Below are 26,926 nucleotides of genomic sequence, written 5' to 3' on the forward strand. Positions count from 1 at the left end.
ATCCGTAGAAGAAAACCGGTGACGTACGGCCCCCGGGCCGGTACAACACCAGGGTGACCACCACCCTGCGGCCCACCGCACCCGAACGGCGCAGCGACGACGGCGGCCGGTCCCGCTCGTTCGAGGTCTGCGTCAACAGCAGGCCCGTCGGCACCGTCGAGCTCACCACGGACGCCCGCTTCGGGCCGCACGTCGGCCGGATATCGGCGCTGGCCATCGACGAGCGCGACCGCGGCCGCGGGCGCGGCACGGTCGCCGCGCTCGCCGCCGAGGAGGTGCTGCGCACCTGGGGCTGCGGGCAGATACAGGTGAGCGTGCCCGCTCCGGCCGAGACGGCCCTGGGCCTGGCCGGGGCGCTCGGCTACACCGAGCGCAGCCGCACCATGACCAAGCCGCTGGCCACCGCGCCCGCGCTGCCGGCCGGCAGCATCCCCCGCCCCATGGACGAGGAGGAGTCCCGCCGCTGGCTCGCCCACGCCCGGCAGCGCTACGTCCGCCACTGGACGGAGCTGGGCGTGCCGCCCGCCCGGGCCGAGGCCATGGCCGTACGCGACCACGACGGCGCACTCGGCACCACCCTCGCCGTCCTGTCCCACGACGGCGAGGACGTCGGCACCCTGTGGGTGGGGCCGCACGCCGACGGCGCCCATGTCTTCGACGTCGAGGTCGGCGCGGCCCACCGGGGCCGCGGGCACGGCCGCACCCTGATGCTCCTCGCCGAGCGCGAGGCCCTGGCGGCGGGCGCGGTCGCGCTCGGGCTCAACGTCTTCGCCGGGAACGAGCCGGCCCGGCGCCTCTACGACTCGCTCGGCTACGAGACGACCGTGGTGCACCTGTACAAGGCGTTGATCTAGGGGCGTTGATCCGGGGCGCGTCCCGGAACCCCGGCGGGCCTACTCCGCGAGCAGCCGGTCCGCGATCTCCTCGATCCGCTCGCGCAGGCCCTCCTGGCTCTTGCCGCCGTCCAGCCGCTCCCCGCCGATGACGTACGTGGGCGTCCCCGTCACGCCGATAGCCTTGCCCTCGGCCTGGTCCGCGTCGACGATCAGCAGGTGCCGCCCGTCGATCAGCGCGGTGTCCATCTCCTCGGCGTCCAGCCCGAGCTCGTCGGCGACCGCCAGGAGCAGCTTCTCGCCCTGCGTGCCGAGCTCACCGGTCCTGGCCAGCACGGCCTCGACGTAGGCCCAGTCCTGCCCCTGCTCGGCCGCCTCCTCGGCGGCCTGCGCGGCGGCGTAGGAGTGCTTGTGCTTCTCCAGCGGGAAGTGGCGCAGCCGGATCTCCAGCCGCTCGCCGTAGCGGGCGCGCAGGGCACGGAGGTCGTCCAGGGCCCGGTGGCAGTCGGGGCACTGCAGCTCGCACCAGAAGTCGAGAACGGCGCGGGAGGTGTCGGTGTCGCTCATGGGGCCAGTCTTCCAGTAGGTGCCAGGGGACGGGACCCGGGACCTGAGGAGGAGAAGCGCCCCTGAGTCGACCCCGACTTCCCCCCGAGCGCCCGGCAGGCCGTGGCATGCGCGGCGGCGGGCGGTGCAGGATGGATGCAGCACACCGTCATCGGCAGGAGGACCGGATGCTGACCTCGACCGTTTGCGCCGCGGTGTCCGCGGCCGGCTTGGGCATCGCCCTGCTGACTGCCTACCGCAAGCGATTCCTGGCCGCCACCCGCATCGCGGCCTACTCCCTGATCCCCATCGGCCTGGTCATGACGGGGATCGTCGACTGGATCACCGACCTGGTCTTCAAGCCCAGCGTCTGGGCCGGCTTCGGCGTGCTCGCGCTCTCCGCGGTGCTGTTCATGGTGAGCAGGACCGCCCCGCGCCGCGGCGGGCGCAAGGAGCGCAAGGCGGTCGGCGCCGCGCGCCGCGAGGCCGTCGCCCCCGCCGCGGCCGCGCCCCCGCTCGCCCCGGGCCGGACCGCGGACCACCCCAAGAGCCGGGGGAAGAAGGCCGCGGGCGGCGACGGGGAAGACTTCTCGGACATCGAGGAAATCCTCAAAAAGCACGGGATCTGATGAACTGCCGCGCCCAGGAGGCGCGTTGGTGAGACGGCGCCGCCCGGCTGCGCCATGATCTGTCGGAGATGAACGACGAACCGGCCGAGATCACCGATGAACCGCGCGGCTGCCTGTTCGCGCTCTCCCAGCCGCCCCTGATGTTCTTCCTGGCCCTCGTGGCCACCCTGATCCTGCTGACGGCCGTGCACGACCTGTACCGCTGGTGAGGCGGTCAGTCCGCCGCCTCCCGGCGCCGCGCCCGGTAGGCGGCCACGTGCAGGCGGTTGCCGCAGGTGCGCCCGTCGCAGTAGCGGCGCGAGCGATTGCGGGAGAGATCGACGAAGGCGCGCCCGCAGTCCGGCGCCGCGCACCGCCGCAGCCGCTGGCGCTCGCCGCCGACGAGCAGGAACGCCAGCGCCATCCCGCCGTCCGCCGCCAGGTGCTCGGCCAGCGAGGCGCCGGGCGCGAAGTAGTGCACGTGCCAGTCGTAGCCGTCGTGATCGGTCAGCCGGGGCGTGGTCCCGGCCCCGGCCACCAGCGCATTGAGCAGCTCGGCCGCCGCCTCGTTGCTCCCCGCGTCGAAGACCTGTCCGAATCGCGCCCGCAGCTCGTGCACGGCCGTCAGGTCGCGCTCGTGCAGGGCGCCCACCCCGCTGATGCCGTGCCGCTCGACGAACCCCTGCAGGCCCGCCAGATCGGCGGGCCCGGCATTGAGCAGGTCGACGACGGCGTCGAGTGCGCACCGGGTGTCGTGGTTGATCAGCACGGATCATTCGCTCCCTGGCCGGACGGGTGGGGCGGCAACTGTTCGACTGCGGGCAGCAGACTCTAGCGGTTCCCCGACGCGACGGCGCCGTCGCCCGCGGTGATCCGCGGCGACGGCGCCGTCGTCCTGCCGTATGCGAGATGTCGTGCGCTGGTGCTTCCTTGCGAAGTGATGGCCGGCCTCCCCGAGTGGGCCGGCGCCTTCCGGTTTCGATCCGCCCTGGCGTCAGCTCTCGGCCAGGATGTGCGAGAGCTCCGTGTCCAGGTCGAAGTGGCGGTGTTCGGTGCCTGGCGGAACGGCGGCGTCCGTCCGCTTGAGGAACGACTCCAGGGCCCTTGCCGGAGCCTCCAGCAGCGCCTCGCCCTCCGGCGAGCTCAGCGCGATGCAGACGACGCCCTGCCCGTGACTGCGGGAGGGCCAGACCCGGACGTCGCCGGTGCCGGTGGGCCGGTGCAGGCCCTCGGCGAGCAGATCGCGGGCGAAAACCCATTCGACCGTCTCTTCGGCTCCGGTGTGGAAGGTGGCGTGCACGGCATACGGATCGGCCGTGTCGTACCGCAGGCCTGCGGGTACAGGCAGTGAGGATTCGCTCGACACGACGAGGCGCAGGTGCAGCTCGCAGCTGACCGTGGTGTTCATAAGCGCCAGGGCCTTTCGCTCAGTGTGCGCTCGGGGATTCGCACGTCGGCGAAATCGACATGCCACCTACGGTGCCGTTGTAAACCCCTCTGACCGTTTTGAGGCTCTTCGGATACCTCGTACGGCCCAGTCGCCGCGCGGCGTATACCGCCGAACCGGTGAGTTCCGGACCTTCTCGGTACGTTGGGTCCCATGAACGCGGAGAGTGACGAGCGGCGGGAGGTCGCTGCGGACGGTGACGACGCCGCCGCGCACCGCCTCGGCTCGCGAGCGCCCCACTTCGTCAGGCGGTCCCGGCCGCTGCACCTGAGCTGGCAGGCCGGCGTCTTCGTCGTCGGCCTCGCCGTGGTCGTGGCGGGCGTCATCATGCTGCCCCTGCCCGGCCCCGGCTGGCTGGTGATCTTTGCCGGGATGGCCATCTGGGCCACCGAGTTCGTCTGGGCCCAACTGGTGCTGCGCTGGACCAAGCACAAGGTCACCGAGGCGGCCAAACGCGCCCTCGACCCCAAGGTCAGACGCCGCAACATCGCCCTCACTGCGGCCGGTTTTGTGATCATCGCCGTCCTGCTGGGGATCTACGTGTCCACCCACGGCCTCCGGCTGCCCTGGCACACCGGCCGCTGACCAGGCACGCATGGTTCGGGGCACCGTCTGACATGCGGTAATGTTTGCGGTGCGCCCGGGCGATTAGCTCAGCGGGAGAGCGCTTCGTTCACACCGAAGAGGTCACTGGTTCGATCCCAGTATCGCCCACCCTCAAACCGGGGGTCCGCAAGGTTCACCCTTGCGGACCCCCGGTTTTTTGTAGTCCGCTGGCCCCGTGGACCGACGCCGCCTGCCCTCGCTGCATCACTACCGCTTCCACGACACCTGGACGCTGGCCGCCGCCCCCGACGCCGTCTACGCCGTGCTCGAAGACCCCGACGGCTACCCCGCCTGGTGGCCCCAGGTCATCGGCGTCACCAGGACCGGCGACGACAGCGGCACCGTCCGCTTCCGGTCCTTCCTGCCCTACGACCTCGCCGTCACCGCCCGCCAGGGCCGCCGCGACCCCGCCGCCCGCACCCTGGAGATCACCCTGCACGGCGACCTCGAGGGCTGGGCCCGCTGGACCGTCCTGCCGCGCGGCCGCACCGGCAGCACCGCCCGCTTCGAACAGGAGGTGACCGTGCACAAACCCCTGATGAGGCGCCTGGCGCTGCCCGGCCGCCCGCTCTTCCTCGCCAACCACGCCTGGATGATGCGCGGCGGCCGCCGCGGCCTCGCCGCTCTGCTGGAGAGCCGGGCCGAGGGGATTTGATGGAGAGCCGCCGCGACCTGTATTGTTCAGTGCGTTGCCGGGGGGAACCCCGGTGCGGAATCCCGGGCGATTAGCTCAGCGGGAGAGCGCTTCGTTCACACCGAAGAGGTCACTGGTTCGATCCCAGTATCGCCCACATCGACAAGGCCGGTCCGTCAAACCACGGACCGGCCTTGTGCGTTACCCGGCCGCGCTACGCCGCCGACTGCACCTCCGGCCTCAGCGGCCACGCCGGATCGCACTCCTCCTCCGAACCGTTGCGCGCGAACCACGCCTGCAACCCCCTCGCCTGCGCCGCGTGCCACACCGCCTGCCGCGTGTGCAGCTCGGCCGCGCTCAGCCGCTCCAGCCGCGACGCGAACCGCCGCCCCACCGCCCGTACGACCGCCAGGGCCGCCGTCGCATCGGCCGCCGCGTCATGCGCGCCCGTCAGCTCCACCCCGTACTGCGTGCACAGATCCGACAGCGTGCGCCGGCCCTTGCGATAGCGGTCCAGGTGCTTGTCCAGCACCCACGGATCCAGCACACATAGCGGGGCACCGCCCAGATAGCGGTCCAGCGAGGACGCCCGATGTCGCCGCAACTCCCGGTCCAGCAACGTCAGATCGAACGGCGCGTTCATCACCACCAGCGGAACGCCCCGCGCCGCATGCCCCGCCAGCCCCCGCGCCACCTCCTCCATCACCGGCGCCGGCCACCGGCCGTGCCGCTGCAGATGGGCGTCCGTAAGGCCGTGTATCGCCGTCGCCCCCTCGGGCACCGGCACCCCCGGATTCACCAGCCAGCGGGTGACCACCGGCAGCGCCCCCTCCTGCGACTGCGTCACCAACGCCGCAGACACGATCCGGTCGTGCTCCACATCGACCCCGGTCGTCTCGGTGTCGAAGGCGGCGAGCGGCCCATCGAACCAGCACGGCATCACACAACTCCTCGCGCTTGCCCGGCGAATGGCGGATTTCCCCTCCCCGCGAGGTGATACCCGGCCGCGGCACGGCCCGAACCGCCGCTGTTTGCCGGGGAGTTCGTCTGGAGACAACACAGATGTACGACCTGTACGAGCAATGGACCGGCGAGCCCGGAAGGTTTTTCGGACATGGTGCTCGCTCACCCCGACCCCGCCACCCCCTCCGGCGGCCGGCTGCCCGGGGGCGTCCTGCCCCCGCCGCCGCGCGGCACCCTTGCCACCACCGCCTGCATGGAGACCCTCCAGGTCGGCTACCTCCACGCCGTCGCCGCCGCGGCCGGGTGCTCGCTCGCCCAGCCCTTCCCCGACAACGGCATCGACTGGCACGTCAGCCACAGCGCCCCCGGGCACATCACCGACGACGAAGTCACCATCAAGGTCCAGCTCAAGTGCACCTACCAACTCACCCCCCGCACCCACCCGCAGCCCGAACCCCGCATCCCCCAACGGCCCGGACCGACCTTCGCCTTCACCCTCGACAACGACCACCTGGTCAAGCTCGCCCGCACCCCCGTATCGGTCCACAAGATCCTCGTCGTGATGATCGTCCCCCGCACGCAGGACGACTGGCTGCACGCCGACCACGACCGCCTCGAGCTGCGCCACTGCTGCTACTGGACCAACCTCGCGGGACACCCCGTGACCGGCAGACACCGGACCACCGTGCGGATCCCCACCTCGCGCGTCTTCGACGACCGCGCCCTCTGCGAGATCATGACCCGGGTCGGGTCGGGAGGGAGACCCTGATGCACCGGCCGGACGGACACCACCCCCGCAGCCCCGACCCTGCGGTCCTCTGCGCGCTCCTCGCCCGCCACGGCTGGCGGCGACGCGGCGGAGCCCCCGGACGCTACAGCCGCTGGACGCCCCCCGACGCCCCCGGCACCAGCCTCCTGCTCCCCGAGAGCCGCGCCTTCCCCGACAGCGCAGACCTCCTCGCCGAGGCACTCACCGCCCTCGAGCGCAGCGCCGCCCCCTCCGCCCGCGACATCCTCGTCGCCCTGCGCACCCCGGGCGACGAGATCCGCTGGCGCCGCGACATCCCCGAACCCACCGCCCCCGCCACCGCCTGGACCGCACAGGAACGGCTGCGCACCGGAGCCCGCGCCATGCTGCTCGCCGGGGCGCTGGCCGCCCGCGGCCGGGCCGGCTACCACGGGGCCCGGCGCCGCCGCCAGGCCGAAGCCGCGCTCGACCCCGTCCTCGTCGGCCCCGCGCCCGGCGGCCGGCTGCTCACCGTCCACCTGCCGCTCGGCCAGGGCGGCCCGTACGCCCCCGACCACGCGGGAGACGGGCGGGCGACGGCCACCGCGCTGCTGCGCGCCCTGCAAGCCGCCCGCGACGCCACCGACTACCAGCGCGCCACCGGCCGTACCGATGCCTTCGACGCCGCCGTCGAGGCCGGGGTCTGCCAGGAGCTCACCGAGTCCCTGGTGACCCTCGTCAGCGGCTCCGAAGGCGTCCGCATCGAGGTCGAGTGGGCCCCGGCCGCGGGCCCGCCCGAAGGATTCGCCGCCCGCCCCGAGCCGGTGGACTTCTCACCCGGCGACCTCCCGGCCCTCCGCGACGCCGGGGCCCGGTATATCCGCAACGAGCCCGCCGAGGCCGTGCAGCTCACCGGAGCGGTGGTGCGCATGCGGCGCGAGGCACCCAGCGGGGGAGGGGTGGTGCGGCTGCGGGTCCTGGCAGGAGCGGATGTCACGCAGGTGCGCGCCGCCCTCGACGAGGACGACTACCGCATCGCCGGCCATGCCCACCTCCTGGGCCTGCCCGTCCGGATCGGCGGCCGCCTGGAGAGCCGCGGCGGCTTCCGGCGGCTGGCGGATGCCGGCGGCGTCATGCCGGTCCATGTGGACGAGGCCGAGCGGGACCGCCTGCTCAAGTCCCTGCACGAGAACCTCGACGTCTTCGGGGAGGCCTGCGACGGCGATCGGCCCCGGTAAAGCGTTTCGCGACCACGGCCCGGGGATCGGTACGATTCAAGCGCACAGCAACCGCTGCCGCGCCCCAGAGTCAGGAGAGACCGGTGTCAGACGTCCGTGTGATCATCCATCGCGATTCCGAGCGGGAAGAACGCGTGGTGACGACGGGCACTACGGCCGCCGAGCTCTTCTCCGGTGAGCGCACCATCGTGGCCGTCCGCATCGCGGGCGAGCTCAAGGACCTCGCGTACGCCGTCGCCGACGGCGAGGAGATCGAGCCCGTCGAGATCTCCTCCAAGGACGGCCTCGACATCCTGCGCCACTCCACCGCACACGTCATGGCCCAGGCTGTGCAGGAGCTCTACCCCGAGGCCAAGCTGGGCATCGGCCCGCCGGTCAAGGACGGCTTCTACTACGACTTCGACGTCGAGAAGCCCTTCCACCCCGATGACCTCAAGGCCATCGAGAAGAAAATGCAGGAGATCATCAAGCGCGGGCAGAAGTTCTCCCGCCGCGTGGTCACCGACGAGGCCGCCCGCGAGGAGCTCGCGGACGAGCCGTACAAGCTGGAGCTGATCGGCCTCAAGGGCTCCGCCTCGCACGACGACGGCGCGGACGTGGAGGTGGGCGCGGGCGAGCTCACGATCTACGACAACCTGGACGCGAAGACGGGCGAGCTGTGCTGGAAGGACCTCTGCCGCGGTCCGCACCTGCCGACGACGCGGATCATCCCGGCGTTCAAGCTCATGAGGAATGCGTCCGCCTACTGGCGCGGCAGCGAGAAGAACAAGCAGCTCCAGCGCATCTACGGCACCGCGTGGCCGTCGAAGGACGAGCTCAAGGCGCACCTGGAGTTCCTGGCGGAGGCCGAAAAGCGCGACCACCGCCGCCTGGGCAGCGAGCTGGACCTCTTCTCCATCCCGGACGACATCGGTTCAGGCCTGGCGGTCTTCCACCCCCGGGGCGGCATCATCCGCCGGGTCATGGAGGACTACAGCCGTACCCGGCACGAGCAGGAGGGGTACGAGTTCGTCTACACCCCGCACGCCACCAAGGGCGCCCTGTTCGAGAAGTCGGGCCACCTGGACTGGTACGCCGACGGCATGTACCCCCCCATGCAGCTCGACGCGGGCGTGGACTACTACCTGAAGCCCATGAACTGCCCGATGCACAACCTGATCTTCGATGCGCGCGGGCGTTCGTACCGTGAGCTGCCGTTGAGGTTCTTCGAGTTCGGGACTGTGTACCGGTACGAGAAGTCGGGCGTCGTGCACGGCCTGACCCGTGCCCGTGGCTTCACGCAGGACGACGCGCACATCTACTGCACCCGCGAGCAGATGGCGGAGGAGCTCGACCGGACGCTGACCTTCGTCCTGGACCTGCTGCGCGACTACGGTCTGACCGACTTCTTCCTCGAGCTGTCCACCAAGGACCCGGAGAAGTTCGTCGGCAGCGACGAGACCTGGGAGGAGGCCACCGAGACTCTGCGCAAGGTGGCCGAGAAGCAGGGCCTCGAGCTCGTCGCCGACCCGGGTGGCGCGGCCTTCTACGGCCCGAAGATCTCGGTGCAGGCGCGGGACGCCATCGGCCGTACCTGGCAGATGTCGACGATCCAGCTGGACTTCAACCTGCCCGAGCGTTTCGATCTCGAATACACGGCAGGGGACGGCTCGCGTCAGCGTCCGGTCATGATCCACCGTGCGCTCTTCGGCAGCATCGAGCGATTCTTCGCGGTCCTGCTGGAGCACTACGCGGGTGCGTTCCCGGCGTGGCTGGCCCCGGTCCAGGCGGTCGGCATCCCGATCGGCGACGCCCACATCGAGTACCTGCAGGAGTTCGCCGCCGAGGCGAAGCGCAAGGGCCTGCGGGTCGAGGTGGACGCGTCCTCGGACCGTATGCAGAAGAAGATCAGGAACCACCAGAAGCTCAAGGTCCCGTTCATGATCATCGTTGGCGACGAGGACATGCACGCGGGTACGGTCTCCTTCCGCTACCGCGATGGTTCGCAGAAGAATGGCGTTCCCCGTGACCTGGCCCTGCAGGAAATCGTTGACGTGGTGGAGCGTCGAGTGCAGGTGTGACGTGGTCCCCGCGTGAGCGGGGGTGATCCTGACGCCATCGGTCGCACGTGGCAGATGACGACGTGCTCCCCGCAACTGTGGGGTTAGAGGGGCGGCCCACCAGGGCCGCCCCTCGCTCGTTCCCCCCGGAGGAATATGCTGACCCCCATGACGAGCGAGCCGGAGCAGCAGTTCGGTGTCGGGGCCCCCGACGCCTTCCAGCGCCTGTGGACGCCCCACCGGATGGCGTACATCCAGGGGGAGGGCAAGCCCACCGGTCCGGGGGCGGAAGACGGCTGCCCGTTCTGCTCGATCCCGGCCAAGAGCGACGAGGACGGGCTGATTGTCGCCCGGGGCGAGCTCGTCTACGCGGTGCTGAACCTCTACCCGTACAACGGCGGGCACCTCATGGCCGTCCCCTACCGGCACGTCGCGGACTACACCGAGCTGAACGAGGCCGAGACCGCCGAGCTCGCCGACTTCACCAAGCGCGCCATGCGGGCCCTGCGGGAGGCCTCGGGGGCGCACGGTTTCAACATCGGCATGAACCAGGGCTCTGTCGCCGGCGCCGGCATCGCCGCCCATCTGCACCAGCACGTCGTGCCGCGCTGGGGCGGGGACACCAACTTCCTGCCCGTCGTCGGCCACACCAAGGTGCTGCCGCAACTCCTCGCGGACACCCGCAAGATGCTCGCGGACGTCTGGCCGACCGTGTAGCAGGGCGGTGCCGGGGCATGCATCCGGTCGTATGCCGACCGGACAGGACACGCTCCGGACACATACAGGCAAATCGCCCTAATTATCTCTAAAAACAGCTCTAATAGGGCGGTGACCTTCCTTCACCGCCGCACTGTGCTGCGCGCGGCCGCGGGCAGTGCTCTGGCCGGGGCCGCGGGTTGCGGCGAGGACCGGACGGCAGCCCGCTCCCGGCCCTCACCGTCGCCGTCGTCCAAGAGCCCGGCGGCGCACGGGCCCCCGCCGCACGGGCCGCCCCTGCTGCTGCCCAGGCTGCCGCGGGGGCTGCCGGCCCAGATCGACCACGGGCCCCGCAACGGCAAGGCGGTGGCGCTCACCTTCCACGGCCGGGGCGATGCGAAGTCGGCCACCGCCCTGCTGACCGAAGCCGAACGGGCCGGGGCCCGGATCACCGTGCTCGCGGTCGGCGACTGGCTGGACGCCCAGCCGCAGCTGGCGCGCCGGGTGCTGGACGGCGGGCACGAGCTGGGCAATCACACCATGCGCCATCTGAACATCTGCTCGATGAGCGCACAGGCCGCGTACGCCGAGATCACCGAGTGCGCGGAGCGGCTGCGCAGGCTGACCGGGGGCATCGGCCGCTGGTTCCGGCCCTCGCAGGCGCGGCGGGCCACCGACCAGGTGGCGGGGCTGGCGCGCAAGGCCGGATACCCGCACGTCCTGTCGTACGACGTGGACTCCCTCGACTTCACCGATCCCGGCGCCGAGGCGGTCCGGCGTACCGTGTTGGACGCGGTGCGGCCTGGGTCGGTGGTGAGTCTGCACTTCGGGCACGCCGGCACGGTCGCCGCGCTGCCCGCGATCCTCGACGGCTTGCACCGCCGCGGTCTGCGCGCGGTGACGACTACGGAGCTGCTGACCCGATGATCCAGTTCTCGCACCACCGCCCCCGCCTCCCCTCCCGTTCGCGCCGGGTCCGCCGGGCCGCGCTGCTGGCGGCCGCCTGTGCGCTGCTGGCCGCCGGCTGCGGCGACGGCGGAAGCGAAGAAGGGCAGGCGGGCCGGCAGCAGCCGCACCAGGGCGTGCACAGCCAGGGCGCGGCGCGCGGGGTGCCGCAGGGGCTGCCGGGGATGCCTCCGCTGCTGGACCCCAACGACCTGTACGCGGCGGACCGCCCGAACGCCCTGTCGCCGGTGGTGAAGGACTTCCCGTCGCGGGTCTATGTGCCGAACACGGAGTCGGACACGGTGAGCGTCATCGACCCGAAGACGTACAAGGTGATCGAGACGATTCCGGTGGGGGAGCAGCCGCAGCACGTGGTGCCGTCCTGGGACCTGAAGACGCTGTGGGTCAACAACGACCGCGGGCATACGCTGACGCCGATCGATCCGGCCACGGGGAAGGCCGGGAAGCCGGTGGACGTGCACGATCCGTACAACCTCTACTTCACGCCGGACGGCAAGTACGCGGTGGTGATGGCGTCGATGGACCGGGAGCTGGTCTTCCGGGATGCGCACACGATGAAGCGGATGAAGACGGAGCCGGTGAGCTGTCTGGGCGTCAACCACGCGGACTTCTCGCCGGACGGGCGCTATTTCATCGTCTCGTGCGAGTTCTCGGGCGAGCTGCTCAAGGTGGACACGGCGCGGATGAAGGTGATCGGCCAGCAGAAGCTGCCGTTCGACGGGGCCATGCCGCAGGACGTGAAGATCTCCTCCGACGGCAAGACCTGGTACATCGCGGACATGATGGCCGACGGGGTGTGGGTGCTGGACGGCGACAAGTTCACCGAGCCGTGGCTGATGCCGACCGGCAAGGGTGCGCACGGTCTGTACGTCAGCCGGGACTCGAAGTCGATGTACATCTCCAACCGCGGCGAGGGCTCGATCTCGGTGCTGGACCTGCCCAGCCGCAAGCTGGTGAAGAAGTGGGAGCTGCCGGACGGTGGCAGTCCGGACATGGGTGGGGTGTCGGCGGACGGCAAGGTGTTGTGGCTGTCGGGGCGCTACAACAGCGAGGTGTACGCGATCGACACGACCGACGGACACCAGATCGCGCGGATCCCGGTGGGTGCCGGGCCGCACGGGCTGGCCGTCTATCCCCAGCCGGGCCGGTATTCGCTGGGCCACACCGGGATCTTCCGGTGAGGCCCAGCGGGGCGGGGTGATGCCCGGTCAGGCGTTGTAGACGTCGGCCTGTCGTGGCGCGGGGTCCTGGATGGCGCCGCTGAGGAAATTGGCGCGGTTGCCGAAGCGGCCGGTGTCCACGCCGTGTTCGGCGAGGACGCGCAGTGCGGCCTCGTGGACGACGCGGAGCACCGGGGTGGCGGCGCGCAGTGCGTCGTCGGCCATGAAGCGGTGCCGCCACGGCTTGTCGGCCCAGGCGTGGCGGAGGCCGAAGGGCTCGGGGAGCACGAGCTTGCCGCCCCAGTATTCGAGCAGCGGCGGATACCAGGTGAGCGGGGCGCGTGCGGTGAGGCGCACGACCTCGCGGGGCTCGACGACGGGCAGGGTGCGCTCCCAGGTCTCCCAGAACTTGATGCCCTTCTTGAATTTCTTGGTGCGGTTCGAGGGCTTGCCGTTGAAGAGGGCGTGGGTGGGGCCGAGGGCGTGGCCGGTGACCTCGATGCGCAGGGTTTTGTGCAGGACGGTGACGTTGACGAGCATGGTGATGACCAACTGGCCGTCCCAGAGGACGAACTGGACGCCCAGGTAGTGGCGCTCGCCGCTGCCGAAGTGCTGCTTGTCGCAGATTTCCTGGAGCCGGGGGCCGCGTATCTGGTAGGTGCCGCCGTCGCTGCCCGCGGGCCGGGAGACGGCGCCGGCGCCTTCGCCGATGGGGGAGATGATCCAGTGCTCGATGCGGGGTGCGGGCAGGCCGCCGCTGTTGATCGGGGTGCGTTCGAGGAGTTTGAGCTGGTCGTGGACGGCTCGGACGATGTCCCAGCTGCGGAAGGGCTGGATCTCCCGGCCGCTTTCGCCGGGGGTGAGCTCCTCGGCGAGCTGCCAGCTGCCCCAGCGGGTGCCCATGCCGAGGATGCCTTTGGGGCCCGCGTAGAAGGCGACGTTGCTCTGCTGCTCGGCGGAGACCTGTTCCAGGCTCCTGCGCAGCTGTTCGGCGGCCTTTTCGCCGGGGGTCTGGGGGACGGCTTCGGGGATCTTGGCGCCGATGCCGCCGCCCGCGAGCAGGCCCGTCCAGCGCTCGCGCAGGTCCTTGGCGGTGCGCTCGCAGATGGTCTTGGCGAGGGCGCCGCCGATCAGCGGGGCGACGATCATGGCGCGGAGGTAGATGCCCCAGAAGCCGTTGAAGGGCAGCTTGACGAGGAAGATGACGCCCAGGACGGCGAGGGCGGCGAGCAGTGCGGTGCCGAGGGCGCCGGCGCGTTTGTTCTGGGCGCCGGCGAGGGTGCGGCGCAGCTGGAATCCGCCGAGCCAGAGCAGGACGCCGGGCAGGAAGAGCAGCCCGAAGACGATCATGATGATGCTGAGCCGGGAGTCGCGCTGTTTGCGGATGCGGCTGGCGGCGAGGCAGTGCTCGACGATGACCTGGGGTTCGAGGCCGAAGGACTGGATGAGGGGCTTGCGGCCGCCGCCGAGCATGCGCTGCTGGACGGCGCGGGAGAAGGCCTCCCCGAGGTTGGGCTCGAAGAGGGAGATGCGCGCTGGTGTGACGGCGGAGGCGGCCCAGTCGGAGTTGGCCTTGAGGAGCTGGTCGACGGGGCCGTCGCGGTAGGCGGCGGAGGCCAGGGCCTGCGTCGCCGCGGTCTGTCCGGCGCCCCCGGAGACCGGGATCTGTGCGCCTGGGCTGAAGTCGAACGCGTCCCCTGCCACTGCTGCCCCCAATGCCGTGCGCGTCCGGTGCGCCGGCCTGCTCCCGACTACTGCCCACATCCATGCGTCATGGGCCGCGTGCTCAGCGTAGTGGTCGGAGGCGCCCCCTGTCGCCGGAGATCGGAAAGCCGCCCGCGCCAAGCGAGTTGGGGCGGGCGGCTTGTGAACTATGCTCCGCTATCGGCCTGTTCGCGGATGCGGTCGGCGGCCTGGGGCGGCATCGGTTCGTGCCGGGCGTAGGTGCGGCTGAACCGCCCGGTGCCGTGGGAGATGGAGCGCAGGTCGACCGCGTACCGGCCGATCTCGATCTCGGGCACTTCGGCGCGTACGAGCGTACGGCCCGTTCCGGACTGCTCGGTGCCCAGGACCCGGCCGCGGCGGCCGGACAGGTCGCTCATCACCGGGCCCACGTAGTCGTCGGAGACCAGGACCTGCACCTCGGCGACGGGTTCGAGGAGGTGGATGCGGGCCTCGGCGGCGGCCTCCCGCAGGGCGAGGGCGCCCGCGGTCTGGAAGGCGGCGTCGGAGGAGTCCACCGAGTGCGCCTTGCCGTCGAGGAGGGTGACCCTGACGTCCACCAGCGGGTATCCGGCGGCGACGCCGCGCGCCGCCTGGGCGCGCACGCCCTTCTCCACGGAGGGGATGAACTGGCGGGGCACGGCGCCGCCGACGACCTTGTCGATGAACTCGATGCCGGAGCCGCCCGGCAGCGGTTCGACCTCGATCTCGCAGATGGCGTACTGGCCGTGGCCGCCGGACTGCTTCACGTGCCGACCCCGGCCGGACGCCTTGGCGCCGAAGGTCTCGCGCAGGGACACCTTGTGCGGGACGACGTCGACCTGCACGCCGTAGCGGGTGCGCAGCCGCTCCAGGGCCACGTCGCGGTGAGCCTCGCCCAGACACCACAGGACGACCTGGTGCGTGTGCGGGTTCTGCTCCAGCCGCATGGTGGGGTCCTCGGCGACCAGCCGGGCCAGGCCCTGGGAGAGCTTGTCCTCGTCCGCCTTGCTGTGCGCCTGGATGGCGACGGGCAGCAGCGGGTCGGGCATCAGCCAGGGCTCCATCAGCAGGGGGGCGTCCTTGGCGGAGAGGGTGTCGCCGGTCTCGGCGCGGCCGAGCTTGGCCACGCAGGCGATGTCCCCGGCGATGGCCTGGGCGAGCTGGCGCTGGTGCTTGCCGAAGGGGGAGGAGAGGGCGCCGATGCGTTCGTCGACGTCGTGGCTCTCGTGGCCGCGGTCCTCCAGGCCGTGGCCGGAGACGTGGACGGTCTCGTCGGGGCGCAGCGTGCCGGAGAAGACCCGGACCATGGAGACCCGGCCGACGTAGGGGTCGGACGAGGTCTTGATCACTTCGGCGGCGAGCGGACCGCCGGGGTCGCAGGCGAGGGCGGGCCGGGGGGCGCCGCCGAGCGTGGTGACGGCGGGGGCGGTGCGCTCGGGCGGGGTGGGGAAGCCGCCGGTGATCAGCTCCAGCAGCTCCACGGTGCCCAGGCCCTGTTTGGCGCCCTCCGCGGCCGGGGCGGCGGCCAGCACGGGGTGGAAGCTGCCGCGGGCCACGGCTCGTTCGAGGTCTTCGATCAGTGTCTTGACGTCGATGTCCTCGCCGCCGAGATAGCGGTCCATGAGGGTCTCGTCCTCGCTCTCGGCGATGATGCCCTCGATGAGCCGGTTGCGGGCCTCCGCGATCAGCGGCAGCTCCTCGGGGCCGGGTTCGGCCTCGGTGCGGGTGCCGGAGGAGTAGTCGAAGATGCGCTGGGAGAGCAGCCCGATCAGGCCGGTGACGGGCCGGTGGCCGTCGGGGGCCTCCGGGCCGCGCAGCGGCAGGTAGAGCGGGAGCACGCCGTCGGGGGAGTCGCCGCCGAACGCGGTGCGGCAGGCCTGTGTCATCGCCTCGAAGTCGGCGCGGGCCGCCTCCAGGTGCGTCACCACGATGGCGCGGGGCATACCGACGGCCGCGCACTCCTCCCACAGCATGCGCGTGGCGCCGGTGATGCCTTCGATGCCCTCCGCCGCCGAGACGACGAAGAGGGCCGCGTCCGCCGCCCGCAGACCGGCCCTCAGCTCGCCGACGAAGTCGGCGTAGCCCGGTGTGTCCAGCACATTGACCTTGATACCGGCCCATTCGACGGGCACCAGCGACAGCTGCACCGAGCGCTGCTGGCGGTGCTCGATCTCGTCGTAGTCCGACACCGACGCGCCGTCCTCCACCCGGCCCGCCCTGTTCACCGCGCCGGTGGCCAGCGCCAGCGCCTCCACCAGCGTGGTCTTGCCGGAGCCAGTGTGGCCGACCAGCGCCACATTGCGGATGCCGTGCGGCCGGTCGGCCGTCACTGCCCTGCCCGCGGCCCCTGGTTGCGTGCTCGTCTTCTCGCCCATGTGTCCCGCCTCCCGGTCGACACCTGCGGTCCTTCGAGCTTTCCACCGTGGTCACGCTGCGTCCATACGTCGCACACGGTGCTGCAACCGTCCGCCCCCGGGCCCCTTCCCGCCCGGCCCGTGTGACCTGCGCCGGGGTCTTGTGCGCCATGTGCGCGCGGCAGGCCCCGGCCGCCTGGCTACGATGGGCCAGCCGGTGGCCTTTCCGACCACCCGGCCCGCATACGACCCTCGGGAAGGCCATGCTGAACAAGTACGCGCGTGCGTTCTTCACGCGTGTTCTCACGCCGTTCGCCGCCCTGCTCATCCGCCTCGGCGTCAGCCCCGACGCGGTGACCCTCGTCGGCACCGGTGGCGTCATGGCGGGTGCGCTGGCCTTCTATCCGCGTGGCGAGTTCTTCTGGGGCACGATCGTCATCACCCTGTTCGTCTTCTCGGACCTGGTCGACGGCAACATGGCCCGGCAGCTGGGTCGCTCCAGCCGGTGGGGCGCCTTCCTGGATTCCACCCTGGACCGCGTCGCCGATGCGGCGATCTTCGGCGGGCTCGCCCTGTGGTACGCCGGGGGCGGCAACAGCCAGGTGCTCTGTGCGGTGACGATCTTCTGCCTCGCCAGCGGCCAGGTGGTCTCCTACACCAAGGCCCGCGGCGAGAGCATCGGGCTGCCGGTCAACGTCAACGGCCTGGTCGAGCGGGCCGAACGACTGGTGATCTCCCTGGTGGCCTGCGGCCTGTCCGGCCTGCATGCGTTCGGCGTGCCGGGCGTGCAGCACCTGCTGCCCATCGCCCTGTGGGCCGTGGCCGCGGGCAGCCTGGTCACCCTGATCCAGCGCGTGGTCACCGTGCGCCGCGAGGCCGCCGAGGCGGAGGCCGCGGCCGGCGGAGGCGATGCCGGGTGAACGAGCGGCTGACGGACGCGCTGTACGGACTCGGCTGGAGCACGGTCAAGAAGCTCCCCGAACCCCTGGCTGCTGTGCTCGGGCGGCGGATCGCCGACGTCGCCTGGAAGCGGCGGGGCAAGAGCGTGCTGCGCCTGGAGGCCAACCTCGCCCGCGTCCTGCCCGACGCCTCCGCCGAGCGGCTCGCCCGGCTCTCCCGTGAGGGCATGCGCTCCTACATGCGCTACTGGATGGAGTCCTTCCGGCTGCCCGTCTGGAGCAAGGACCGCGTCCGCAACGGCTTCACCCCCCAGGACGTGCACCACCTGGAAGAGGCCCTGGCCAGCGGGCGCGGCGTCGTCATCGCCCTGCCGCACATGGGCAACTACGACCTGGCCGGGGCCTGGGTCACCACCAAGCTGGGCGTGCCCTTCACCACCGTCGCCGAACGCCTCAAGCCCGAGTCGCTCTACGACCGCTTCGTGGCCTACCGCGAGGGTCTGGGCATGGAGGTTCTCCCGCACTCGGGCGGCAGCGCCTTCGGCACCCTGGCCCGGCGGCTGCGCGCCGGGGGACTGGTCTGTCTGGTGGCCGACCGTGATCTGTCCTCCTCCGGGATAGAGGTGAAGTTCTTCGGCGAGGCGGCGAAGATGCCCGCCGGACCCGCGATGCTCGCCGTGCGCACCGGCGCCCTGCTGCTGCCGGTCACCCTCTGGTACGACCGGTCGCCGGTGATGAAGGGCCGGATCCACCCGCCCATCGCGGTGCCGGAGACCGGCACCCCGGCGGAGCAGGCCACCGTCATGACCCAGGAGATGGCCGACGCCTTCGCCTCCGGCATCGCCGAGCACCCGCAGGACTGGCACATGCTCCAGCGGCTGTGGCTCGCCGACCTCGACCCGCGCCCCGAGCCCGGCTCCGGAGCGCGGCCGGAACCACCCACCGAGCAGAGCGCCGGAACGGAGAAGCCTTGAGGATCGGGATCGTCTGCCCGTATTCGTGGGACGTCCCCGGCGGGGTGCAGTTCCACATCCGGGACCTGGCCGAGCACCTCATCGGGCTGGGCCACCAGGTGTCGGTGCTGGCCCCGGCCGACGACGAGACGCCGCTGCCGCCCTTCGTCGTCTCCGCGGGCCGCGCGGTGCCCGTGCCGTACAACGGCTCGGTCGCCCGGCTCAACTTCGGCTTCCTCTCCGCCGCCCGCGTCCGCCGCTGGCTGCACGAGGGCGACTTCGACGTCATCCACATCCACGAGCCCACCTCCCCCTCGCTGGGCCTGCTGGCCTGCTGGGCCGCTCAGGGCCCCATCGTGGCCACGTTCCACACCTCCAATCCGCGCTCGCGCGCCATGATCGCCGCCTATCCGATCCTCCAGCCCGCCCTGGAGAAGATCAGCGCGCGCATCGCGGTCAGCGAATACGCCCGCCGCACGCTGGTGGAGCACCTGGGGGGCGACGCGGTGGTCATCCCCAACGGCGTCGACGTGGACTTCTTCGCCCGCGCCGAACCCCGCCCCGAATGGCAGGGCACGGGCTGCGCCGCCTCCGGTGAGAGCGACGCCCCGGCCACCATCGGCTTCATGGGCCGTATCGACGAGCCCCGCAAGGGCCTGCCCGTCCTGATGCGCGCTCTGCCCAAGATCCTCGCCGAGCGGCCGGGCACCCGGCTCCTCGTCGCCGGGCGGGGCGACGAGGAGGAGGCCGTGGCCGTGCTGCCTCCCGAGATGCGCTCCAGCGTCGAATTCCTGGGCATGGTCAGCGATGAGGACAAGGCTCGCCTGCTGCGCAGCGTCGATGTGTACGTGGCCCCCAACACCGGCGGCGAGTCCTTCGGCATCATCCTCGTCGAGGCGATGTCGGCGGGCGCTCCCGTCCTGGCCAGTGACCTCGACGCCTTTGCACAGGTCCTCGACCAGGGGGCGGCCGGAGAGCTGTTCGCCAACGAGGACGCGGACGCGCTGGCCGCCGCCGCCCTCCGGCTGCTGGGCGACCCCCGCCGCCGCAAGGAGCTCAGCGAACGGGGCAGCCGGCACGTGCGCCGCTTCGACTGGTCGACGGTCGGGGCCGATGTGCTGGCCGTCTACGAGACGGTGACGGCCGGAGCGGCGTCGGTGGCCACCGACGAACGGACCGGGCTGCGGGCCCGGTTCGGACTGGCGCGCGACCAGGGCGGATTCGGCTAGGTCGGATTCGGCCGGTTCGGATTCGGCTGGGTCGGATTCGACTCGGCCGGGTCCGGCCGGGCCGGGCCACGGCGCGTACGGCGGTCGGGGAAGTAGGCCGGACCGCCACCCCCGTGGGCGGTCCGGCCTGGTCAGTGGGTGCCGGACGCTGCGGGCCGTGCTTCCGCGGCAGCTGCCCGGAGCCCGAAGAGCGGTATGCCGTACCGCGCCCTGAAGCCCCGGCTGCGGCGCACGGTGGCCATGGCCACCAGGCCCAGCAGCGAGAACGAGACGACGCGGCCCACGACCGGCACCACATCGACCGGCAGCGCCAGCGCCATCACCGTGCTCAACGTGGCGTCGAGCAACTGGACACAGCCCCACAGCACCGTCAGGCCCCGCAACGCCTCCCGGAACTCCGGCCGCTCGCGCCAGGCGCGCTCGGCCGCCCCGGCACCGGAAGATCCCCGCAGCTGGTCGCCGAAGTGGAAGGCGAAGGGCCGGGAGAAGAAGAGCGAGCCCAATATCCACAACCCCAGCGCCGCCGGGAGCGCCGCGTCCTTCAGCAGCAGCACCCGCGGATCGCCGCTGATCAGGGAGGTCCCCGCGGACACCAGCAGCAGCCCGACCACGAACAGGTCGAAGAACGCGGCCCGGCGCCGGACGACGGCGGTGACCAGGGCGTGCGCCGCCGGGAGCGCACTGCTCAGCAGAAGCGCCGCCCACTGCGTTATGCCCTGGGCGCGCAGCATGTAATACATCGCGAGGGGCAGCAGGATGTTGACGCTCAGCGGGACCAGGAGTGCGCTCCTGCCGCGCGACGCGTGCGGGCCCAGAGGCGTCTTCTCGGCACTCGTCTTCATGGCGGGCCTCCCTCGGTGGACATCCGGTGCCTCGGCCTGGCATCCGGTCCTGATCCGAAATTAGGGGCCGCCCGGGTGCAGACGGATCGGAGCCAGGGTCGATTCGCCGAAGGCTCCGCTCCACCCCGGCCTCCACCTCGCCGTCCACCCCCGGGTGGAGCCCCGCCCCGGGCGGCCTTGGTCACCTTGGTCACGGCAGTAGTCCCGCCCGGCACAGCCCCGCCTCGCGATCGCGGCGGCCCGCCTCCGTCGGCCCGGTACTGTGACCCGGCGTGACCACCATCATCTGGATCGCCGCCGTCCTCGTCCTCGTCGGCGTCTACCTGAGCTGGACGGCGGGCCGGCTCGACCGGCTGCACAGCCGCATCGACGCGGCCCGGGCGGCCCTGGACGCCCAGTTGCTGCGGCGGGCCTCGGTCGCCCAGGAGCTCGCCACCGCCGGAGTGCTCGACCCGGCCGCCTCGATCGTGCTCTACCAGGCCGCGCACGCCGCCCGGCAGGTGGAGGAGGAGAACCGCGAGGTCGCCGAGAGCGAGCTGAGCCAGGCGCTGCGCGCGGTCTTCGCCGAGCCGCCGCAGGTGGAGGCCGTACGCGAGGCGCCCGGCGGCGAGGAGTCGCTCACCGAGCTCACCCAGGCCGTGTGCCGGGTGCCGATGGCGCGGCGCTTCCACAACGACGCGGTCCGCGCCGCCCGGGCCGTGCGCCGTCACCGCGTGGTGCGCTGGTTCCGGCTGGCCGGGCACGCGCCGTTCCCGCTCGCCTTCGAGATGGACGACGAGCCGCCGGCGGTGCTGGCTGACCGGACAGGCCACTGACCTCCAATTGGCTCTTTTTCCCTCACAAAGAGCATGGGTTTGATGACCCTGCAGCATCACCGCCCTTGATAGTGAGGTCACATCGTGTCCAGCCCCACCACGCCCCAGACTCCCGAGACCGGCACCGCCCGCGTCAAGCGCGGCATGGCCGAGCAGCTCAAGGGCGGCGTGATCATGGACGTCGTCAACGCCGAGCAGGCGAAGATCGCCGAGGACGCCGGCGCCGTCGCCGTCATGGCCCTGGAGCGGGTGCCCGCCGACATCCGCAAGGACGGCGGCGTGGCCCGGATGTCCGACCCGAACATGATCGAAGAGATCATCGGCGCCGTCTCCATCCCGGTGATGGCCAAGTCCCGCATCGGTCACTTCGTCGAGGCCCAGGTCCTGCAGTCCCTCGGCGTCGACTACATCGACGAGTCCGAGGTCCTCACCCCCGCGGACGAGGTCAACCACAGCGACAAGTGGGCCTTCACCACCCCCTTCGTCTGTGGCGCCACCAACCTGGGTGAGGCCCTGCGCCGCATCGCCGAGGGCGCGGCCATGATCCGCTCCAAGGGCGAGGCCGGCACCGGCAACGTCGTCGAGGCCGTGCGTCACCTGCGCCAGATCAAGAACGAGATCGGCAAGCTGCGCGCCCTGGACAACAACGAGCTCTTCGCCGCCGCCAAGGAGCTGCGCGCCCCCTACGAGCTGGTCAAGGAGGTCGCCGAGCTGGGCAAGCTGCCGGTCGTCCTCTTCTCCGCCGGCGGCGTGGCCACCCCGGCCGACGCCGCGCTGATGCGCCAGCTCGGCGCCGAGGGCGTCTTTGTGGGCTCGGGCATCTTCAAGTCCGGCGACCCGGCCAAGCGCGCCGCCGCCATCGTGAAGGCCACCACCTTCTACGACGACCCGAAGATCATCGCGGACGCCTCCCGCAACCTGGGCGAGGCCATGGTCGGCATCAACTGCGACACCCTCCCCGAGGCCGAGCGCTACGCCAACCGCGGCTGGTAATCCCGCCGTCCTCCGGTCGGGCGGTCCCACGTGGTGGGGCCGCCCACCGTCCGTCGTACGTCCCGGCGGCCGTCATCCGTGCTTGAGAGGTACCCACCGTGTCCACCCCCACCATCGGCGTCCTCGCCCTCCAGGGCGATGTCCGCGAGCACCTCGTCGCCCTCGCCGCGGCCGACGCCGTGGCCCGCCCGGTCCGCCGCCCCGAGGAGCTCGCCGAGGTCGACGGCCTGGTCATCCCCGGCGGCGAGTCCACCACCATGTCCAAGCTCGCGGTCGTCTTCGGCATGCTCGAGCCGCTGCGTGAGCGGGTACGGGCGGGAATGCCCGTCTATGGCACCTGCGCCGGTATGATCATGGTCGCCGACAAGATCCTGGACGGCCGTGAGGACCAGGAGACCCTGGGCGGCATCGACATGATCGTCCGCCGCAACGCCTTCGGCCGTCAGAACGAGTCGTTCGAGGCGGCCGTCGAGGTGGCGGGCATAGCCGGCGGCCCGGTCGAAGGCGTCTTCATCCGCGCCCCGTGGGTGGAGTCCGTCGGAGCCGCCGCCGACGTCCTCGCCACCCATGACGGCCACACGGTCGCCGTGCGGCAGGGCAACGTCCTCGCCACGTCCTTCCATCCGGAACTCACCGGCGACCACCGGGTGCACGCCCTCTTTGTGGAGATGGTGCGCACGGAGATGGTGCGCGCGGCCCGCTAGCGGGATCCCGGTAGGATCTCAGTCGTTCGTTCAGAATTTGGTTACGCGAAGGAGACAGGCGGATGTCCGGCCACTCTAAATGGGCTACGACGAAGCACAAGAAGGCCGTGATCGATGCCAAGCGCGGCAAGCTCTTCGCGAAGCTGATCAAGAACATCGAGGTCGCGGCCCGCACCGGCGGAGCCGACGTGGACGGCAACCCCACTCTCTACGACGCCATCCAGAAGGCGAAGAAGAGCTCCGTTCCCAATAAGAACATCGACAGCGCCGTCAAGCGCGGCGCCGGTCTCGAGGCGGGCGGCGCCGACTACGAGACCATCATGTACGAGGGCTACGGTCCCAACGGCGTTGCGGTGCTCATCGAGTGCCTCACCGACAACCGTAACCGTGCCGCCTCCGACGTGCGCGTCGCCATGACCCGCAACGGCGGCTCGATGGCCGACCCCGGCTCGGTGTCGTACCTCTTCAACCGCAAGGGCGTCGTGATCGTCCCCAAGGGCGAGCTGTCCGAGGACGACGTGCTCGGTGCCGTCCTGGACGCCGGTGCCGAAGAGGTCAACGACCTCGGCGAGAACTTCGAGGTCATCAGCGAGGCCACCGACATGGTCGCGGTCCGCACCGCGCTCCAGAAGGAAGGCATCGACTACGACTCGGCCGAAGCCAACTTCGTGCCCACCATGCAGGTCGAGCTCGACGAGGAAGGCGCGCGCAAGATCTTCAAGCTGATCGACGCGCTGGAGGACAGCGACGACGTGCAGAACGTCTTCGCCAACTTCGACGTCTCCGACGAGGTCATGGCCAAGGTCGACGCCTGACCGACGGCGACTGCCGGAAGCGGACCGACGGGCCGACGGGGAAACACCCCGCCGGCCCGTCGGCGTCCCGAGGCGTTGTCAGTGGCAGCCGATAGCCTGCTCCGGCAGGTGATCAGGTGATCGAAGGGAGGGGCGCGATGCGGGTGCTGGGCGTGGACCCGGGGCTCACACGCTGTGGCGTGGGCGTGGTGGAGGGCGTGGCGGGCAGACCGCTGCGCATGGTCGGCGTCGGCGTCGTCCGCACCCCGGCCGAGGCCGACACCGCCGACCGCCTCGTCCTCATAGAGCGCGGCATCGAGCAGTGGCTCGATGAGCACCGGCCCGAATTCGTCGCTGTGGAGCGGGTGTTCAGCCAGCACAACGTCAGCACGGTCATGGGCACCGCCCAGGCCAGCGCTGTTGCCATGCTCTGCGCCGCCCGCCGTGGACTGCCCGTCGCCCTGCACACCCCGAGCGAGGTCAAGGCCGCCGTCACCGGCTCCGGCCGGGCCGACAAGGCCCAGGTCGGCTCCATGGTCACCCGGCTGCTGCGGCTGGACGCACCGCCCAAGCCCGCCGACGCCGCCGACGCCCTCGCCCTGGCCATCTGTCACATCTGGCGCGCTCCCGCGGCCAACCGGCTCCAGGAGGCCGTGGCCGCCCAGCGGCGCACGGCCGTTCCCGTACGACTCCCGAAGGGCACCCGATGATCGCCTTCGTCTCCGGGCCGGTCGCGGCCCTCGCCCCCGATGCGGCCGTCGTCGAGGTCGGCGGCATCGGCATGGCCGTGCAGTGCACCCCCAACACGCTCTCGCACCTCCGGGTGGGGGAGCAGGCCAAACTCGCCACCTCCCTCGTCGTGCGCGAGGACTCCCTGACGCTCTACGGCTTCGCCGACGACGACGAGCGGCAGACCTTCGAGCTGCTGCAGACCGCCAGCGGGGTCGGGCCGCGGCTGGCGCAGGCCATGCTGGCCGTGCACTCCCCGGACGCGCTGCGCCGGGCCTTCGCCGCCGGCGACGAGAAGGCGCTCACGGCCGTGCCCGGGATCGGGAAGAAGGGGGCGCAGAAGCTGCTGCTGGAGTTGAAGGACCGGCTGGGCGAGCCGGTCGGCTCCGGCCGCGGTACCGCGGTCGCCGCCCCGGCCGCGGCGGGCTGGCGCGATCAGCTGCACGCCGCCCTCGTCGGCCTCGGCTACGCGAGCCGCGAGGCGGACGAGGCCGTGACGGCCGTCGCCCCCCAGGCCGAGGCCACCGTCGCCGACGGCGGCACGCCGCAGGTGGGGCAGTTGCTGCGGGCGGCGTTGCAGACGCTGAACCGGGCGCGATGAGTGGGATCCGGTGTGCCCGCAAACCGACGACGAACCATCTGATCGTGAGGTCTCACCCGTGAACTGGGACGACGAGTCCGCATACGCCCCTTCCCCTGCGGCCGATCGCCTCGTCGACACCGTTGCCGACGGCGAGGACCAGGCCGTCGAGGCTGCCCTGCGGCCCAAGGACCTCGGCGAGTTCGTCGGCCAGGAGCGGGTCCGCGAGCAGCTCGACCTCGTGCTCAAGGCCGCCCGCGCCCGCGGCGCCACCGCCGACCACGTCCTGCTCTCCGGAGCCCCGGGCCTCGGCAAGACCACCCTGTCGATGATCATCGCGGCGGAGATGGGCGCCCCCATCCGCATCACCTCCGGCCCCGCCATCCAGCACGCCGGCGACCTCGCCGCGATCCTCTCCTCCCTCACCGAGGGCGAGGTCCTCTTCCTCGACGAGATCCACCGCATGTCCCGGCCCGCCGAAGAGATGCTCTACATGGCCATGGAGGACTTCCGGGTCGACGTGATCGTCGGCAAGGGCCCCGGCGCCACCGCCATCCCCCTGGAGCTGCCGCCCTTCACCCTGGTCGGCGCCACCACCCGCGCCGGGCTGCTGCCGCCCCCGCTGCGCGACCGCTTCGGCTTCACCGGACACATGGAGTTCTACGCCCCGGCCGAGCTCCAGCGCGTCGTCCACCGCTCGGCCCGGCTGCTCGACGTCGCGATAGAAGCGGAGGGCGCCGCCGAGATCGCGGGCCGCTCCCGCGGCACCCCCCGCATCGCCAACCGCCTGCTGCGCCGCGTCCGCGACTATGCGCAGGTCAAGGCCGACGGCGTCATCACCCGGGAGATCGCGGCCCAGGCCCTCCAGGTCTACGAGGTCGACGCCCGCGGCCTCGACCGGCTCGACCGGGCCGTGCTCACGGCCCTGCTCAAGCTCTTCGGCGGCGGCCCCGTCGGCCTGTCGACCCTGGCCGTGGCCGTGGGCGAGGAGCGCGAGACGGTCGAGGAGGTCGCCGAGCCGTTCCTGGTCCGGGAGGGATTGCTGGCCCGTACACCCAGGGGGCGGGTGGCGACCCCGGCGGCCTGGGCGCACCTGGGGCTGGTGCCGCCCGGACAGGGCGCCCCGGGGGCGGGGCAGGGCGGACTCTTCGCCGAGTGACGGCGCGTGGGCTGGTCCGGTCAGGAACCGCGGTGCCATGCTGGGCGTTGTTCCATAGGCGCGGACTCGCTTAGACTCCGCCGATGCCGTCCGTATCGGTGCGGCATACCACCCCCGTAGCCCAGGCCGCGCCCCCAGCGGTCGTGTGAAGGAAACCCCGTCCCGTGAATATCGTGACTCTCCTGCCGTTCATCGTGCTTATCGGGGCCATGTTCCTGATGACCCGGTCGGCCAAGAACAAGCAGCGCCAGGCGGCGCAGATGCGCGACCAGATGGCGCCGGGCACCGGTGTCCGGACGATCGGCGGCATGTACGCCACCGTCAAGGAGATCAACGACGACACCGTCCTTCTCGAGGTCGCCCCGGGCGTCCACGCGATCTACGCGAAGAACGCGATCGGTGCCGTCCTGGAGGACGCCGAGTACAACCGCATCGTCCACGGCGTCGAGGCGGATGAGACCCCGGCCGTTCCGGACGACGCTTCGTCGCTGACCGAGGGCGAGCCCGAGGCCGCCGCGGAGACGAAGATCGACCTCGGCAAGGAGGCCCCGGCCGCCGCTGACGAGTCCGGGAAGCAGGACGAGAAGCCCGAGGCCGAGGGCACCGAGGCGAAGGACGCCAAGCGGGACGGCAACACCGACGCGAAGTAGCCCCTTCACGGAACCGCGGAGCACCCACCGAGCGGTGCGCCGCGGTTCCGTTACGGTC

Annotated in this window: 29 protein-coding genes and 2 tRNA genes; 24 read left to right on the plus strand and 7 right to left on the minus strand. The window is 71.5% G+C overall.

All coding sequences use genetic code 11. From position 1 onward, the window contains the following. Window positions 1-53: 53 nt before the first annotated feature. The gene (locus FHS39_RS20660; protein ID WP_184350870.1) at window positions 54-854 is read left to right on the plus strand and encodes a GNAT family N-acetyltransferase; all 801 of its coding nucleotides are present in this window, start codon (window positions 54-56) and stop codon (window positions 852-854) included. A gap of 39 nt (window positions 855-893) precedes the next feature. Here FHS39_RS20660 and FHS39_RS20665 read toward each other — a convergent pair whose 3' ends face one another. Beyond that, window positions 894-1,400 carry a DsbA family protein gene (locus tag FHS39_RS20665; protein ID WP_184350871.1) on the minus strand — a complete coding sequence of 169 codons (507 nt, stop codon included), beginning with the start codon at window positions 1,398-1,400 and terminating at the stop codon, window positions 894-896. Between the two features lie 167 nt (window positions 1,401-1,567). On the opposite strand from FHS39_RS20665, the gene FHS39_RS20670 reads away from it, so the two are divergent. Further along, window positions 1,568-2,008 carry a hypothetical protein gene (locus FHS39_RS20670; RefSeq protein ID WP_184350873.1) on the plus strand — a complete coding sequence of 147 codons (441 nt, stop codon included), beginning with the start codon at window positions 1,568-1,570 and terminating at the stop codon, window positions 2,006-2,008. A 68-nt stretch (window positions 2,009-2,076) separates the two neighbouring features. After that, a complete protein-coding gene (locus FHS39_RS20675; protein ID WP_184350874.1) occupies window positions 2,077-2,217 on the plus strand; it encodes a hypothetical protein in 141 nt (46 codons plus the stop codon). Between the two features lie 5 nt (window positions 2,218-2,222). Here FHS39_RS20675 and FHS39_RS20680 read toward each other — a convergent pair whose 3' ends face one another. Then, window positions 2,223-2,756 (minus strand): CGNR zinc finger domain-containing protein, encoded by a 534-nt coding sequence (locus FHS39_RS20680; protein ID WP_184350876.1) that lies wholly within the window; start codon window positions 2,754-2,756, stop codon window positions 2,223-2,225. A 225-nt stretch (window positions 2,757-2,981) separates the two neighbouring features. After that, a complete protein-coding gene (locus FHS39_RS20685) occupies window positions 2,982-3,395 on the minus strand; it encodes an SsgA family sporulation/cell division regulator (RefSeq protein WP_003959770.1) in 414 nt (137 codons plus the stop codon). A gap of 192 nt (window positions 3,396-3,587) precedes the next feature. Between FHS39_RS20685 and FHS39_RS20690 the strand changes: the two genes are divergently transcribed. The 4 genes from FHS39_RS20690 (at window position 3,588) to FHS39_RS20705 (ending at window position 4,831) form a co-directional block, all read left to right on the plus strand. Beyond that, complete coding sequence (locus FHS39_RS20690; RefSeq protein WP_184350877.1) at window positions 3,588-4,019, plus strand: TIGR02611 family protein; 432 nt, start codon at window positions 3,588-3,590, stop codon at window positions 4,017-4,019. 57 nt (window positions 4,020-4,076) lie between these two features. Next, window positions 4,077-4,148 (plus strand) — tRNA-Val (locus FHS39_RS20695). Window positions 4,149-4,215: 67 nt separating this feature from the next. Continuing rightward, window positions 4,216-4,695 (plus strand): SRPBCC family protein, encoded by a 480-nt coding sequence (locus tag FHS39_RS20700; RefSeq protein WP_425507800.1) that lies wholly within the window; start codon window positions 4,216-4,218, stop codon window positions 4,693-4,695. A gap of 64 nt (window positions 4,696-4,759) precedes the next feature. Beyond that, a tRNA-Val gene (locus FHS39_RS20705) sits at window positions 4,760-4,831 on the plus strand. Window positions 4,832-4,888: 57 nt separating this feature from the next. Here FHS39_RS20705 and FHS39_RS20710 read toward each other — a convergent pair. Further along, window positions 4,889-5,614: a 3'-5' exonuclease gene (locus FHS39_RS20710; RefSeq protein WP_184350879.1), complete on the minus strand. Its 726-nt coding sequence runs from the start codon at window positions 5,612-5,614 to the stop codon at window positions 4,889-4,891. A 174-nt stretch (window positions 5,615-5,788) separates the two neighbouring features. On the opposite strand from FHS39_RS20710, the gene FHS39_RS20715 reads away from it, so the two are divergent. The 6 genes from FHS39_RS20715 to FHS39_RS20740 all read left to right on the plus strand — a co-directional run bounded on the left by FHS39_RS20715 (window position 5,789) and on the right by FHS39_RS20740 (window position 12,484). After that, complete coding sequence (locus tag FHS39_RS20715) at window positions 5,789-6,406, plus strand: DUF4365 domain-containing protein (RefSeq protein WP_184350881.1); 618 nt, start codon at window positions 5,789-5,791, stop codon at window positions 6,404-6,406. After that, the gene (locus tag FHS39_RS20720) at window positions 6,406-7,602 is read left to right on the plus strand and encodes a hypothetical protein (RefSeq protein ID WP_184350883.1); all 1,197 of its coding nucleotides are present in this window, start codon (window positions 6,406-6,408) and stop codon (window positions 7,600-7,602) included. The genes FHS39_RS20715 and FHS39_RS20720 overlap by 1 nt, the downstream gene beginning before the upstream one ends. A gap of 83 nt (window positions 7,603-7,685) precedes the next feature. Further along, window positions 7,686-9,662: a threonine--tRNA ligase gene (thrS, locus tag FHS39_RS20725; RefSeq protein WP_184350885.1), complete on the plus strand. Its 1,977-nt coding sequence runs from the start codon at window positions 7,686-7,688 to the stop codon at window positions 9,660-9,662. A 135-nt stretch (window positions 9,663-9,797) separates the two neighbouring features. Then, complete coding sequence (locus FHS39_RS20730; RefSeq protein ID WP_184350887.1) at window positions 9,798-10,358, plus strand: HIT family protein; 561 nt, start codon at window positions 9,798-9,800, stop codon at window positions 10,356-10,358. Window positions 10,359-10,469: 111 nt separating this feature from the next. Beyond that, entirely contained in the window at window positions 10,470-11,264 is a 795-nt protein-coding gene (locus FHS39_RS20735) for a polysaccharide deacetylase family protein (protein WP_343069663.1), read from the plus strand. Beyond that, on the plus strand, window positions 11,261-12,484 hold the full coding sequence (locus tag FHS39_RS20740) for a YncE family protein (RefSeq protein ID WP_184350889.1): 1,224 nt from the start codon (window positions 11,261-11,263) through the stop codon (window positions 12,482-12,484). Before FHS39_RS20735 ends, FHS39_RS20740 begins: the two co-directional genes overlap by 4 nt. A 27-nt stretch (window positions 12,485-12,511) precedes the next feature. Here FHS39_RS20740 and FHS39_RS20745 read toward each other — a convergent pair whose 3' ends face one another. Then, a complete protein-coding gene (locus FHS39_RS20745) occupies window positions 12,512-14,227 on the minus strand; it encodes a hypothetical protein (RefSeq protein WP_425507801.1) in 1,716 nt (571 codons plus the stop codon). A 107-nt stretch (window positions 14,228-14,334) separates the two neighbouring features. After that, window positions 14,335-16,542 (minus strand): elongation factor G-like protein EF-G2, encoded by a 2,208-nt coding sequence (locus FHS39_RS20750; protein ID WP_184350893.1) that lies wholly within the window; start codon window positions 16,540-16,542, stop codon window positions 14,335-14,337. Window positions 16,543-16,784: 242 nt separating this feature from the next. Between FHS39_RS20750 and pgsA the strand changes: the two genes are divergently transcribed. The 3 genes from pgsA to FHS39_RS20765 are packed head-to-tail and all read left to right on the plus strand — an operon-like array spanning window position 16,785 to window position 19,602. Further along, window positions 16,785-17,441, plus strand: coding sequence for a phosphatidylinositol phosphate synthase (gene pgsA / locus FHS39_RS25535; protein WP_184350896.1), 657 nt, complete (start codon window positions 16,785-16,787; stop codon window positions 17,439-17,441). After that, entirely contained in the window at window positions 17,438-18,394 is a 957-nt protein-coding gene (locus tag FHS39_RS20760; RefSeq protein ID WP_184350898.1) for a phosphatidylinositol mannoside acyltransferase, read from the plus strand. Before pgsA ends, FHS39_RS20760 begins: the two co-directional genes overlap by 4 nt. Next, complete coding sequence (locus tag FHS39_RS20765) at window positions 18,391-19,602, plus strand: glycosyltransferase family 4 protein (RefSeq protein ID WP_184350899.1); 1,212 nt, start codon at window positions 18,391-18,393, stop codon at window positions 19,600-19,602. The genes FHS39_RS20760 and FHS39_RS20765 overlap by 4 nt, the downstream gene beginning before the upstream one ends. 131 nt (window positions 19,603-19,733) lie before the next feature. Here FHS39_RS20765 and FHS39_RS20770 read toward each other — a convergent pair whose 3' ends face one another. Next, entirely contained in the window at window positions 19,734-20,444 is a 711-nt protein-coding gene (locus FHS39_RS20770) for a VC0807 family protein (protein WP_184350901.1), read from the minus strand. A gap of 272 nt (window positions 20,445-20,716) precedes the next feature. Here FHS39_RS20770 and FHS39_RS20775 point away from each other — a divergent pair, with 272 nt between their 5' ends. The 8 genes from FHS39_RS20775 (at window position 20,717) to yajC (ending at window position 26,868) form a co-directional block, all read left to right on the plus strand. After that, window positions 20,717-21,259 carry a LemA family protein gene (locus FHS39_RS20775; RefSeq protein ID WP_184350903.1) on the plus strand — a complete coding sequence of 181 codons (543 nt, stop codon included), beginning with the start codon at window positions 20,717-20,719 and terminating at the stop codon, window positions 21,257-21,259. 81 nt (window positions 21,260-21,340) lie between these two features. Then, entirely contained in the window at window positions 21,341-22,252 is a 912-nt protein-coding gene (gene pdxS, locus FHS39_RS20780; protein ID WP_184351104.1) for a pyridoxal 5'-phosphate synthase lyase subunit PdxS, read from the plus strand. A gap of 98 nt (window positions 22,253-22,350) precedes the next feature. Further along, complete coding sequence (gene pdxT, locus FHS39_RS20785; RefSeq protein ID WP_184350905.1) at window positions 22,351-22,956, plus strand: pyridoxal 5'-phosphate synthase glutaminase subunit PdxT; 606 nt, start codon at window positions 22,351-22,353, stop codon at window positions 22,954-22,956. A 62-nt stretch (window positions 22,957-23,018) separates the two neighbouring features. Continuing rightward, window positions 23,019-23,771: a YebC/PmpR family DNA-binding transcriptional regulator gene (locus tag FHS39_RS20790; RefSeq protein WP_184350907.1), complete on the plus strand. Its 753-nt coding sequence runs from the start codon at window positions 23,019-23,021 to the stop codon at window positions 23,769-23,771. A 137-nt stretch (window positions 23,772-23,908) separates the two neighbouring features. Further along, entirely contained in the window at window positions 23,909-24,460 is a 552-nt protein-coding gene (gene ruvC, locus FHS39_RS20795; RefSeq protein WP_184351105.1) for a crossover junction endodeoxyribonuclease RuvC, read from the plus strand. After that, a complete protein-coding gene (gene ruvA / locus FHS39_RS20800) occupies window positions 24,457-25,080 on the plus strand; it encodes a Holliday junction branch migration protein RuvA (RefSeq protein WP_184350908.1) in 624 nt (207 codons plus the stop codon). Before ruvC ends, ruvA begins: the two co-directional genes overlap by 4 nt. 58 nt (window positions 25,081-25,138) lie before the next feature. Next, window positions 25,139-26,218: a Holliday junction branch migration DNA helicase RuvB gene (ruvB, locus tag FHS39_RS20805; protein ID WP_184350909.1), complete on the plus strand. Its 1,080-nt coding sequence runs from the start codon at window positions 25,139-25,141 to the stop codon at window positions 26,216-26,218. 164 nt (window positions 26,219-26,382) lie between these two features. Further along, window positions 26,383-26,868: a preprotein translocase subunit YajC gene (yajC, locus tag FHS39_RS20810; RefSeq protein WP_184350911.1), complete on the plus strand. Its 486-nt coding sequence runs from the start codon at window positions 26,383-26,385 to the stop codon at window positions 26,866-26,868. Window positions 26,869-26,926: the final 58 nt, after the last annotated feature.

The organism is Streptomyces olivoverticillatus, assembly GCF_014203555.1.
Taxonomy (GTDB): Bacteria; Actinomycetota; Actinomycetes; order Streptomycetales; family Streptomycetaceae; genus Streptomyces; species Streptomyces olivoverticillatus.